At 65.0% G+C, this 12133-nt stretch carries 14 protein-coding genes; 1 reads left to right on the top strand and 13 read right to left on the bottom strand.

Features of this window, described 5'->3' with window-relative positions; all coding sequences use genetic code 11:
* Nucleotides 1-69 precede the first annotated feature (69 nt).
* Nucleotides 70-213 (top strand): hypothetical protein, encoded by a 144-nt coding sequence (locus tag HZB53_15180; GenBank protein ID MBI5878992.1) that lies wholly within the window; start codon nt 70-72, stop codon nt 211-213.
* 154 nt (nt 214-367) lie between these two features.
* Here the strand turns inward: HZB53_15180 and HZB53_15175 are convergent, their stop codons facing one another.
* From HZB53_15175 to HZB53_15115, 13 genes are all read right to left on the bottom strand, one after another.
* The gene (locus HZB53_15175) at nt 368-781 is read right to left on the bottom strand and encodes a PIN domain-containing protein (GenBank protein ID MBI5878991.1); all 414 of its coding nucleotides are present in this window, start codon (nt 779-781) and stop codon (nt 368-370) included.
* Complete coding sequence (locus HZB53_15170; protein ID MBI5878990.1) at nt 771-1019, bottom strand: ribbon-helix-helix protein, CopG family; 249 nt, start codon at nt 1017-1019, stop codon at nt 771-773. The genes HZB53_15175 and HZB53_15170 overlap by 11 nt, the downstream gene beginning before the upstream one ends.
* Before the next feature lie 327 nt (nt 1020-1346).
* Nucleotides 1347-2501 carry a chromate efflux transporter gene (chrA, locus tag HZB53_15165; GenBank protein ID MBI5878989.1) on the bottom strand — a complete coding sequence of 385 codons (1155 nt, stop codon included), beginning with the start codon at nt 2499-2501 and terminating at the stop codon, nt 1347-1349.
* Nucleotides 2502-2529: 28 nt separating this feature from the next.
* Complete coding sequence (locus tag HZB53_15160; GenBank protein ID MBI5878988.1) at nt 2530-2991, bottom strand: L-2-amino-thiazoline-4-carboxylic acid hydrolase; 462 nt, start codon at nt 2989-2991, stop codon at nt 2530-2532.
* Between the two features lie 128 nt (nt 2992-3119).
* Nucleotides 3120-3938, bottom strand: coding sequence for a GNAT family N-acetyltransferase (locus HZB53_15155; GenBank protein MBI5878987.1), 819 nt, complete (start codon nt 3936-3938; stop codon nt 3120-3122).
* Between the two features lie 68 nt (nt 3939-4006).
* On the bottom strand, nt 4007-4399 hold the full coding sequence (locus HZB53_15150) for a hypothetical protein (protein ID MBI5878986.1): 393 nt from the start codon (nt 4397-4399) through the stop codon (nt 4007-4009).
* A 21-nt stretch (nt 4400-4420) separates the two neighbouring features.
* A complete protein-coding gene (locus HZB53_15145) occupies nt 4421-4864 on the bottom strand; it encodes a hypothetical protein (protein ID MBI5878985.1) in 444 nt (147 codons plus the stop codon).
* Nucleotides 4865-4988: 124 nt separating this feature from the next.
* A complete protein-coding gene (locus HZB53_15140; GenBank protein ID MBI5878984.1) occupies nt 4989-5579 on the bottom strand; it encodes a hypothetical protein in 591 nt (196 codons plus the stop codon).
* Nucleotides 5580-5592: 13 nt separating this feature from the next.
* Entirely contained in the window at nt 5593-6252 is a 660-nt protein-coding gene (locus HZB53_15135) for a PHP domain-containing protein (GenBank protein MBI5878983.1), read from the bottom strand.
* A gap of 23 nt (nt 6253-6275) precedes the next feature.
* Nucleotides 6276-7892, bottom strand: a complete 1617-nt coding sequence (locus HZB53_15130; GenBank protein MBI5878982.1) for a CTP synthase — start codon at nt 7890-7892, stop codon at nt 6276-6278.
* A 121-nt stretch (nt 7893-8013) separates the two neighbouring features.
* Nucleotides 8014-9459, bottom strand: a complete 1446-nt coding sequence (locus HZB53_15125; GenBank protein ID MBI5878981.1) for a DUF4129 domain-containing protein — start codon at nt 9457-9459, stop codon at nt 8014-8016.
* 124 nt (nt 9460-9583) lie between these two features.
* Nucleotides 9584-10936 carry a DUF58 domain-containing protein gene (locus tag HZB53_15120; protein ID MBI5878980.1) on the bottom strand — a complete coding sequence of 451 codons (1353 nt, stop codon included), beginning with the start codon at nt 10934-10936 and terminating at the stop codon, nt 9584-9586.
* A gap of 3 nt (nt 10937-10939) precedes the next feature.
* Nucleotides 10940-11875 (bottom strand): MoxR family ATPase, encoded by a 936-nt coding sequence (locus HZB53_15115; GenBank protein ID MBI5878979.1) that lies wholly within the window; start codon nt 11873-11875, stop codon nt 10940-10942.
* Between the last annotated feature and the right edge of the window lie 258 nt (nt 11876-12133).

Genomic DNA, 12133 nt, shown 5'->3' with positions numbered 1-12133 from the left:
AAACGGACGTTGGCGAATGGCTTGGGTAACTGAGAATGCGCGCAGCGGATCAGGAATTGACCACAGCGTTTGAGCAGATCAAGGCGAGGAACCGGGCGGCGTATCTTCGACAACATCGAGCGCGTGCTGGCGACACACTACGGGTTCAATGGTGAGGAGTTGGACTTCATCATCAATTACGACATCAAGTACCGGATGGGGCGGGAGGAGTAGTTTGGACCGCGAATGACGCGAAACGGCGCGAGAGACGCGAAAGGGGATGCGCGTTGTCGCGGGGGCGCGTGCGTGTGCGGGGCGTGCCTTCGCGGTTTTCGCGTGCTTTCGCGCCCTTCGTGTTCCAAAGGGTTCGCGTCCCAGACGCTCTCCCTCACGGCACAATCTGAAACGGCGTGCGCCCGCGCAGCCGATAGACCGTGAAGCCACGGCGATCGAGTGTGAACACCTGCGCCGTGTCCAATTCCTCGCCCAGCGCGACTAACGTCGCATCAGCGAAATCCATCGGCAGGTCCTGATACTTCTTCATCAGTACGGCCACGCGCGCCAGGCTCTGTCGCGATGACGGCGCCAGTAGAAACGCGCCACGCGCAAAGAACTCGAGGCACACCCGCTGGCCTTCCCAGCGCGGCCCCACCAGAACCAGGGTTTCGGTCAGGACCGCCTCGCTCGTGACGATCGGCCCGGACCACGCCTCCAGTGCCGCGACGCAATCGGCGTGCCGCGTCTCGCTGCGATCCACCAGCGCAACGAACGCGCCCGTATCGAGCAGCAGTTCACTGGCCACGCTTGAGCCGTTTCACCAGGTATTCGCGGTGCCGCTGGCCCAGATCGGGCGTCCCGCTTTCGACGCTGCCGAGCAGATCGCGCACCCGCTCAATAGGGCGGTCGTCCGTCTCAACGGAGAGGTATTGCTCCAGCGCGATGCGGACGACCGCCGAGCGCTTGCGTCGTTGCTGCTTGGCGGCGCGGGCGAGCCGCACAGCCAGTTCAGCCGGCAGTCGCAACGTCAATTGGTTTTCCATAACATCCTGTACTCCTTTGCATGTCATTGTAATGCAAAGAGGTGCCGTGATCAAACCCGAAGCCCCCGCCTTCAGGGCCATTCCGTGGTCGTGGTGCATGATGAAAAAGCGACGGCGCGGGGCGAGTCGCGGACGGGGTCGAGGCGCGCGCATTTGCCTGCCCTTCGACGGCGTCCTGTGCCGCTCAGGGCACGGTCGCACGCTTTGTCAAGGTACTTTTGAATCGCCCTGAGTGATCGGCCAGGGCCACCGAACCTGGAAGTGCGTTTGGCGCGAAGTATACCAAAATAACGGACGTTGATTGGCGTGCAGGCGCATGCGGATTCGCTATCCAGCAATCAGGCGGAACGCAAATCCGGCCAGCCCACCGCCGAGAATCAGCCACGTCGAGTTGACGCGGAAACGCACGAGCAGGATGGCGGCTGCCACGGCCAGCACAATCGTCAGCCAGTCCACAATCGCCGCCTGCGCCAGTTGCACCGCCACTGCGGCCATGAGTCCGAGTGCGCCGGCGTTGACGCCGTCCAGCAGGGCGCCGGCCAGCGCCGAGCGCCGCATGCGCGGGATCAACGGCTGGGTCAGCGCGACGAAGATGAACGAGGGCAGGAAGATCGCGACTGTCGCCGCGAAGGCGCCAGGCAGATCGAGCACCAGGTAGCCGATAAATGTCGCCGTCGTGAACACCGGCCCCGGCGTAAACTGCCCGATGGCGACGGCATCCAGCAGTTGCTGGTTGGTCAGCCAGCCAAGCCGCTCGACGAAGTCGTTGCGCAGGAACGCAAGCAGGACATAGCCGCTGCCGTAGAGCAGCGCGCCGATCTTGAGAAACGTCAGGAACAGCGTGTCGAGCGAGACGGGCACGATCTCGATGGCAACGCGCGCAAGCGCGGGCAGGCCGAACAGAACGAGCGCCGGTGTCGTGCCGCCACTCCACGCCCGCCGCGCACCCCAGCGGGCCAGCATCACGGCCGCGCCGCCGAACAACAGGACCAGCTCGTTGATGCCGAGGAAATACAGCACGCATACGGCCACGCCGATAGCCGCCAGCAACGGGGTTTTCATTGCGCGCGGCGCAAGCCCCCAGATCGCCTGCGCGATCACGGCGATGATGACCGGCTTGATGCCGTACAGCAGTGAACTGGCGGCCGGCGTCGTGCCGTATTGCTTGTATAGCCAGGCGCAGGCCAGTACGATCAGCGTCGCGGGCAGAATGAAGCAAAGCCCGGCCGCGACCAGGCCGCGCCAGCCGGCCCGGCGATAGCCGATGTATATGGCGACTTCGGTCGAGGTCGGGCCGGGGATCAGGTTGGCCGCGCCAATCCGGTCGAGGAACTCGTCTTCGCTCATCCAGCGGCGGCGGGTAACGACCTCATCGCGGAAGATAGCGAGATGCGCGGCCGGGCCGCCGAACGCCGTCAGGCCGAGGCGCAGAAACAGCGCGATCACCTCGCGCAGCGGCGATGTGGGCGTGGGCTCGCTCATAGCGTAACGCTCCCGGCCGGGCTTGCGCCTACGGCTTGCGGGCGGCCTGCGCTAGTTTGTAACGGAAGTCGCAGAACGTTCCACCCTGCATGATCGTCTGCGTGCGCGTCAACTCCACGTCGGGGTTGAAACCCTCGATCAGCGAGAAGTCGCGGTTGCAGGAGAGCATGAAGCCGAGTTCCGGGATGCCGAGCGCGCGGTACATCTCGGCGTAGCGGCAGCGCGTGACATTGTACTCGTAGCGGCCGTCATCCTGGGCCAGCACGTCGATTTCGAGCGCGTTGCCCTGCCGCCAGGCGCTGCCGGTGCCGGCGAACGTGGTCAGCGAATTGTCGCCGGTCGCGGCGGCGCGCTGCGCGCCCTGCTCGCGGGCAATGCGGATGATCGTGTCGCGCACGATCTGCACGACGCGCTCGCGCCCGAACTCCGCGCCAAGCGCGTCCACCAGCGGCGCGACGATGCGCGCTTCGATCTCGCGGCGCTTGAGCACGCCGATCTCGTTCAGGGTATCGGGCGGCAATGCGGACGAATTAGACATACGGACCTTTCTGTAAATTACAGGCAGCGCAGGCGACTCTCACACGGGCGGCGGCTGCCATCGGTCGACTCCCCGGGCGCTCACGCCGGTTGCGCGGGCGACCAGTAGTAGTCTTCGAGATTATAGATGTGCTCGAAGCCCATGCGCCGGTAGACGTTGAAGCCCTGGTGCGATGACTGCAAGATCGCGGCTCGGTAGCCAAGCGCGCGCGCGTCGGTCAGCGGCGCGCCCGTGACCGCCGCGCCAATGCCGAGACGGCGCGCGGTCGGGATCGTCGCGACCATTTGGACACTCGCCACACCCGCGCCAACAAACAGCGCCGCCGTGCCGACCGGTTCGCCATTCAAGAAGGCATGGTAGTAGCGCATCGGCAGATCAAGACCCATGCCGATCACCAGATCAGCCACGTGCGGTTCCCAGTCTGGTGGGAGCTCATATCCCAGCACGAATGTGTGCGCCCAGGCGCGCATCTCGTCGGTCGTGCGGATGGTGCGAATGTCGAGGCCGGATACCGGTGAGGGCTCAACCAGTTGGGCGAGGTCGGCCGCCATGCCCGGTGTATCGGTATCCAGCGCAAAGCCATGTGCAATCAGCAGGCCATGCCATGCCGATGGGTCGAGGCCTTCAGCGATCCACCAGGTTATGGCTGGTACTCCCTGCGCGCTGAAGTATGTTTGCGCTGAGCGAATCTGTTGCTCGGCGCCGGCGTCAGGCTGTCGTGTGACCAGCACACCATTGAACCACGGGTAGGGCATGGGCGCACGCCAGCGCACAAAGCCGTCGCCCTCGAAGTACTCAGTCGCCGGGGCGCGGCCCACTTGGCGAAAATATGCCTCCATATTCAAGCGCGAGGCGCGGATTAGGGCGGGGCGGGACAGGTCGGTCAATATCTCGGTCAAGGTTGTGGCTCCTCCGTCGTCGCGAGCGGCGAGTTGCGTGCGGATGCCGTCGTCATGACACTCTGTGGTCAACCGATCAACTTCGCCTTGCGGAACCGTTGGTAGCCGCGCTTGGTCAGTGCGGCCAGTTCCTTGAACAGTGCGGGGTCAGCGCGCTTGAAGTTGAAACACGACTTACCCTGCATGTGCTTCTTCAGTTCGGGCGAGAGATCGTCGAGCAGGTCGGGGCAGGCGTACACGGGCATCAAGTGATACGAGACATACGCCTTGCCCTTGCGCACGGCGCCGAACCAGATCTCGCGTCCCTTGCTGGCTTCGTTGGCCGGGCCGGTGAGACTGTAGCTAATGCGCGCATCGGTTTTGGCCGTGAGCGATCCCTTTGCGTAAAGGCTCAAGATGGCCGCCAGTTGCCGATAGACAGTGTCGAAATCGGTCGGAGCGAGAGTCGTTGGCCGGGGCATGATTATCTCCTTTGTTGCGCTTCAACGCAGGTCTCGCACATCGATATCGTAGGCCCGAAACTGGTTCGTACTCACAGGGCCGATTTGCGCCTGTTCGGCGAACGAGATGCGTATGGTCTCGATACGCGACTTGCCGGTGAACCGTGCGTTCACAAAGCCGGCAATCTCCCGTGCTTTGGCGCGCTGCTCGGCATCGGGCAGTCCGCTGAACGGCGAGTTGATCAAAGTCACGACCAGCACCCGGCTGTTCATCAGGTTAACTGATACAGCCTGCGCACCGTACTCCTGAGTCACACGTTGCTGGAGCTCGATCATGCTCGCCATGTCACCCTGGAACTGCTCAAAGGCCGAGCGCCAGTCAGGGTTGTTCGCAAGCTGCCAGCCCAGCGCCGCGGCGCAGGCGATGCCGCCGCAGGTCAGAATGGCGCACACGCCCAGGACGATGGCAAGGATCTTCCGGTTCACGTGTCGCTCCTGTGTGCCAGGCTGAAATGAATCGTTCACTGGCGTCCAGAAATAGTGGACGGTGCCGAAAGCGCTCTCGCAATTGGATCGCCGTGCGTTCGAACTACAATCGACCAAAGTGAGCTTACGGCTCAATCGCCTGCAAGACCGTCATCAGCCGGTCGTAATCGTTCTTGAGCAGACTGGCCACCTCGCGGCCGGCGCGCGCCAGCCAGTCCCCGTCGTCGCCGCGCGCCGCGTATACGGCGCGCACGTTGGCTGCAATCAACTGGTCGGGCGACAGGTCGCCCATGCTGTTCAGCAGCAGGCGCAGGTAGCCGAGCGACTCGCTGAAACGCGCCACCGTTTCGGGCGGGCAGGCGTGCACCGAGTAGTGCAGCGGCGGCGGCTGCGGGGGCAGGCGCTGCCAGATGCGGCCGCCCGGCTCCTGCCAGCCGGCCAGCGCCGCGCTGAACTCCGTGCGCAGGATACGGTTCAACTCCGGTGACTGCCGGTACAGCTCGGCATCGGCGACGGTGTCGCTGCCCCGGCGCACGGCCCGCCGGCCCGGATCGAAGCCGGCGGTGCGCCCGAACGAGACGACGGCGTACAGCGTGCGGCCGTCGCGGCTCTGCATCTCGCACAGCGAGCCGAGCGCGGGCGCCTGGTTCAATTCGACGCTTTCCGCGACGACGGCCGTGGAACTGGTTTCGATGATTTCGCCGATGCGTGTCATGGCATGCGCCCCGCTACTTGTCGTACTGGCCGGTCAGCTTCTTCTGCCACTTGGCGACCGTGCTGAAACCGTGCACCCAGGCGGGCGACACGCTGCCGTGCCAGGTCAAGCGCGGCAGGGCGGCCAGGAACGACGGCGCGTCGGCGACCGACTCGATCTCGACGGTCGCGCGGCCGACTTCGCGCGCGATGTGCGCGTCGCTGCCGCAGACGGCCGGCTTGCCGATGTGCTGCGCGAACTTCTGCGCGTACTCGTTTTCGACCGTCTTGAGCACGCGCGCGTTCATCACTTCGAGCATGTCGGCCTGATCGGCCACACGGTACAGCGCCTTGCGCGTGATGACCGACTTGCGCAGCGAATCAAATGGGTGCGGGATGTTGACAAGCCCGCCCTGCGCGCGGATGCGGCGGATGGTTTCCTCCGGCGTGAGCTTCGGCGGGATCCACTCTTTAAGGAAGTAGCCAATGATCTCGCCCTCGCTGGTGCGCACCTCCTCGCCGATGATGACGGGGAACGGCGCGCGCTTCGCCAGTTCGAGCGCGCCGTCGATCTTGTTGTGATCGGTGATGGCAATGGCGTCGAGCCCGGCTTCCTTCACGCGCCGGATGATCGCGTCGTAGCTCATCAGCGAGTCTTTGGATACGAGCGTGTGACAGTGCAGTTCGACCTTCATGGGTGTTGGCGTCCTCTCCCGCGTTAATGGCGCGCCGTGCCGGCCTGCTGTTTGACGGCCGCCTCGACGAACGCGCGGAATAGCGGGTGCGGACGGTCGAGGCGCGTCTTGAACTCGGGGTGGAACTGGCTGCCGACCATGAACGGGTGCTCGCGCAGCTCGCCGATTTCCACCAACCGCCCGTCGGGCGACAGACCGCTGAACTGCATGCCCGCGCCGGACAGTGTCTCGCGGAATTCGTTGTTGATCTCCCAGCGATGCCGGTGCCGCTCGCTGATCGCGGCCTGGCCGTAGGCCGCCGCCGCGCGCGTCCCCGGCTGCAAATCGCACGGGTATGCGCCCAGCCGCATCGTGCCGCCCATCTCGTTGACGCCGACCTGATCGGGCATGAGCGCGACGACCGGGTTGGGCGTGCGCTCGTCAAACTCGGTCGAGTTGACTGCATCGGTGCCAAGCGCGTGGCGGGCCAGCTCGATGGTCATGACTTGCAGGCCGAGGCAGAGCCCCAGGTACGGCACCTTGCGCTCGCGCGCGAACCGCGCCGCCCGGATTTTACCCTCGATGCCGCGATAGCCGAAGCCGCCCGGCACCACGATGCCATCCACGCCGCGCAGGCGCTCGGATGGATCCGTGTGCTCCAGGTCCTCGGATTGCACCCAGAGGATTTCCACATCGCGTGAATTATGCAGGCTTGCGTGCACCAGCGCCTCGCGCACGCTGGTGTACGCGTCCGCCAGTTCCACGTACTTGCCGACGATGGCGACCCTCGCCTTCTCCTTTGGCGTCTTGAGTCCCTGCACCAGTTCGCGCCACTGGTCGAGATTGGCCTCCCGCTTCGGCAGGCGCAGCCGCTCGACGACGTACTCGCCGAGGCCGCTCGCTTCCAGCATCAGCGGCACCTCGTAGATGGACTGCGCCGTGATCAGCGGCACCACCGCGCGGCGCTCGACGTCGCAGAAGAGCGACACCTTGTCCTTGATGCCGTCCGACACCGGAAAATCCGAGCGCAGCACGATGACGTCCGGCTGGATGCCGAGCGCGCGCAGGTCGCGCACGGAGTGCTGCGTCGGCTTGGTCTTGAGTTCGCCGGTCGAGCCGAGGTACGGCAGCAGCGTGACGTGGATATAGAGCACGTTCTCGCGGCCGATTTCATGGCGCATCTGCCGGATCGCTTCGAGAAACGGCTGCCCCTCGATGTCGCCCACCGTGCCGCCGACCTCAACCAGCACGACCTGCGCCTCGGTCACCTTGCCGACGGCGGTGATGCGGCGCTTGATTTCGGAGGTGATGTGTGGAACAGTCTGAATCGTCTTGCCGAGGTAGTCGCCGCGCCGCTCGCGCGCGATGACCTCCTGGTAGATCTGGCCGGTCGTGACGTTGTTGACCTTACCCATGTTCTCGTCGGTGAAGCGCTCGTAGTGACCGAGGTCGAGATCGGTCTCCGCGCCGTCTTCGGTCACGAACACTTCGCCGTGCTCGTAGGGGTTGAGCGTGCCCGGGTCCACGTTAATATACGGGTCGAGCTTCTGGATCGAGACTTTGACGCCGCGCGCCTTGAGCAGTCGCCCGATGGACGCGGCGGAGATGCCTTTGCCGAGCGACGAAACGACGCCGCCGGTCACGAAGATGTATTGGGTCATTAATGCTCCGTTGAGTGTGAAGCGATGGCAGCATGACAAGGTGACCGGGTGACAAGGTGCCGCCGCAACAAAGCGGCTTGTTCACCATGTCACCGAGTCACCGTGTCATCTTGTCATCCTGTCAGGTTTTCGGCTTGGCAGTCGCCTGGTTCTGCGCCTTAATGCGTTCCCACGCGGCCCGCACCTGGTGCATTTCGTCCGATGTGGGCGAGTGCTCGCCGTAATGGACGCGCACGTACGCGTCAGTGATCAGGCGTTCCTCCGCCTCAGTCGCGGCCCATGCGGCGCGCAAGTCGGTGACGAATTCATAAGGCGTTTCGGCGTCCTGGCGCGGGAAACCCCGGCGCGCGGCAAGTCGCACCAGGCTGGCGTAGATGCGCCGGATCGACTCCACATTGTCCGCGCCAAAATCGAATGACGGCGGTCGCAGCCAGTCGCGCAGCCGGCGAAACGGGTTCAGGTCCAGGCTGACCGGCACGCTCTCGCGCACCTCGTTGCCGGTGCGCGCCGGCCGCCCGCGCAGGCGGTTCAGCGACAGCGCCAGCATGATGAGCATACCGATAAACAGCCCGGCCGCGCAAGCGGTGCGCAATGGGTCAAGATAGGCGGCCAGCGCGTTCAGATCGTTGCTCTGCTGCAATACCTCGAATGGCGGCGGAGCGGCCGGCTTGAATCCGTCGAACGGGCTGCCGCGCCCGCCCAGGCCGCTCAAAACCATGGAGATCAGTCCAAACAGCAACTCAACGATCAACGCGGCGACGAACAGCAGCGCATACAGAAAGACGAACAGCAGCGGCGACAGCGGGCTCAGCCAGCGTGCAATCATCGCGATGCCCTGCGGCGACAGTGCCACGCCCAGCAGCGCGCCCAGGGCCAGCACCGCCAGCCCGGAGCCGGCCAGGATCGCCAGCCACGGCCCCTTGAGCGGCAGCGATACCTGCGAATCGGTGCGCCCCATGTCTTCCTGCCGCGCCAGCGCCACGGCCAGCAATGCGCACATGAAGTAGGTCGTGAGCATGCCGGTCATGTCGATGCGCCCGGACCAGGTGTTGATGAGCGCCAGCAGGGAAATCAGCAGGACGCCGCCCCGGAAGCGGAACCCGACGCTCTCGAAGTCGAACGACGCCTGCGACAGCGCCAGCCCGCGCCACCAGGCAAACATGCCGCACAGCGCCATCAAACCGGTTGCCGAGAAGGCGATAAAGAAGCGCCCCAGCGCCGACACGGTTTCGCCGAGCCATGCCAGGTCGAGCAGGCCGGCCTGCGGGTACAGCGTCCCGCGGATGCCGAGCAACACCGACGCCGCGGCCAGCGCGATGATGCCGGCCTGCTGCGGCCGTTTCTCCAGGCGCATGTTCAAGAGCAGGCGCGAGCCGTACAGCGCCAGCAGGAAAAGCCCGCCGTAGACGAATGGCGACAGCATGGTCTGGTCTTGCGTGAGCGCCAGCACCGCGATAGCAAAGTAGCCGTACGTCCAACTGATCTCGAAGACAGCCGAGAGCAGCAGCACGAGCTCGAAGCGCGGGTTGATATAGTCCCGCCAGTTGATGGCAGAGGTTGCGGTCATCGCGTGCAAGGTTTCAGGGATCAGGTTTCAGGGATCAGGGAGCAGGGATCGGGTGTCGCGTGACCATCATTCGCTCGTCTGCCTACTGGTTACTGGCGCCTCGCCACTGTTCACGGTTCACCGTTCACTGCTCACTGTCTTCCAACTCCGCCCACACGCCGGGGTCTTCCACGTCGATCAGATCGGGGTCGAGGTGGTGCACGATGATGCCCTCGATCGTTTCGCCGTTGAAGGTGCTATCCAGCGAGACGAGCGCCACGCGGCGCCCGGCGTCGCGCAGCCGCACCAGGCTGCCCAGCAGCGCATCGTTGACAACGCACGACACGACGACCATCGTCGCGCCCCACGCCAGCCGCGACGATTCGACGAGCAGCATCTGGCTGAAGTTGGCGGTCGAAAACCCGGTGATCGCCGCCAGCGCTTCCAGGATCTTGAGCAACTGGTTGGGGCCGCGGCCCGGCATGACCTTGAGCGACTGGTCGGAGTGGGGCACGCTGCCGTTGGCGATCAGCCCCACGGCGAAGCGCTGCCGCACGGCGTGGTCGGCGATCGACCCGGCGACCGTGATCATGCGCTCCAGCAGAGCCGTGTCGGTGCCGTGCCAGTGCTTCTCAAACGTGCTGACGTTGAGGAACACCGCCAGTTGCGGCACCACCGACGGTTCCAGCACCCGCACCTGCAACTGGCTATGACGCGCCGTGGCCTTCCAGTGAATACGCCGGAACGGGTCGTCGGGGTGGTAGTCACGGACGCCGACGGTGCGCGACGGGTCCTCGAACAGCGTCTGCCGCGCGCGACGCTCGCCGAACGGGTGCTTGCCGGGGAAGCCGAGCTCCGGCAGCGGGATCAGGCGCGGGTAGACGATCAGCCGGGTGAGCGTGGCGATCGTGATGCCGCTGCTGAACAGGCCGAAGATGTCCCCCGAGCGCACGCGCACCGGGCCGAGGAAGTAGAAACCGCGATGGCGGCAGTGGACCGGGTAGCGCCAGGTGACCCGCTCGAACCAGCGTGCGGCTGTGAGATGCGCCAGCGAGTCGAGCATCTGCTGATCCGATGCGCCGAGACGCGCGTTCTGCACGTCGAGCTTGTTCGGCACGCGGTCATCCATATAGACCCAGGCCAGCGGCACGAATTTCCGGTTGGTCAGGCTGATGGCGAGCTCGACCGTCTCGCCGGCGAACGCGCGTGACTCGGAGAAGCGCCGCTCGTACTCCACCTCGGCCAACGCGAGCCGGTTCCACGCCCATGAAATCCCGACGATCACGAAGAGCAGAGCAGCCAACAGCGACAGCGAGTTCTGGCGCGCGAGCAACCCGGCGACTACCAGCAGCACAGCCAGACCGATCCACGACTCGTTGAACATCGCCGTGCGCTGCTCGCCGGCGCGCTTCATGACCCATGCGAGGCGGTCGCTCTGCCCCATGCTCCGCGCGACTTTCTGGAGAGGTGTTTCGGCGTCGGGCTGGGGGACGCTCATAGCCTACTGCTCGACCGGCACCGGCACGGTGTTGACGATCTCACGCAGGATCTCGGCGGAGGTGCGGCCGCGCAGGCGCGTCTGCGGGCTGATGATGACGCGGTGCGTCAACACGTACGGGGCCATATACTTCACGTCGTCGGGAATGACATAGTCGCGCCCGCGCAGGGCGGCCAGCGTCTGGGTGGTGCGGTGCAGCGCCAGCGAGCCGCGCGGGCTGGCGCCGAGCTCCACGGCCGGGTGGTCGCGGGTGGCGCGCACGATCGCCACAATGTAATGGCGCACCGACTCCTCGACGCGCACACGGCGCGCCTCAGCCTGCAGTTGCTGCAACTCGGCGGCATCGGTGACGGCGGCCAACGTGTCGAGCGGGTTGCTCTGCTCGAAGCGGGTGACCATCGCGTTTTCCTCGGCCTCGCTCGGGTAGCCGAGCTTGATCTGCAGGAGGAAGCGGTCCACTTGCGCCTCGGGCAGCGGGAACGTGCCTTCCAGCTCGATCGGGTTCTGCGTGGCCAGCACCACGAACGGGCGCGGCAGCGGCCGCGTTTCGCCGTCCACCGTGATCTGCCGCTCTTCCATCGCTTCCAGCAGCGCCGACTGGGTGCGCGGCGTGGCGCGGTTGATCTCGTCGGCCAGCACGATCTGCGCCATGATCGGCCCGGCGCGGAACTGGAACTCGGACAACTTCTGGTTGTAGAACGAGATGCCGGTCACGTCCGATGGCAACAGATCCGGCGTGAACTGGATGCGCCGGTATGAGCAGCCCGACGATCGGGCAATCGCCTTGGCGAGCGTGGTCTTGCCGATGCCCGGCACGTCCTCGATCAAGACGTGGCCCTCGCACAGCATGGCGATTAGAATCAATTCAATGACCGGGCGCTTGCCGACGATCACCCGCTCGACGTTGGCGATTATGCGCTCGGCCTGTGGCTGGATCATGCGCGGTAACCTCTTCAACACACGTGGCTGCGCGAAAGTATAACACAAAAAGGACAACGGCCAACTTCCAAATCCCAAACGCCAAACCCCAATCCCCAATCCCAACAGTCGAACTCCAGACTCAGTAGATCCAAAATTCATAAGCGCGGGGCGACGGTAGCGTGAATGACGTTGACGACGCCATAGATCGCTTCCAGTTCGCGCCGGATGAACCGGAGAAAGCGTGTCAGTTGGAAGCGCTTGGTATCGAGCCAACGC

The sequence above is a fragment of the Chloroflexota bacterium genome (assembly GCA_016235055.1).
In the GTDB taxonomy this organism is placed as follows: domain Bacteria; phylum Chloroflexota; class Anaerolineae; order JACRMK01; family JACRMK01; genus JACRMK01.
This window is presented reverse-complemented; position numbering and strand designations above follow the sequence as displayed.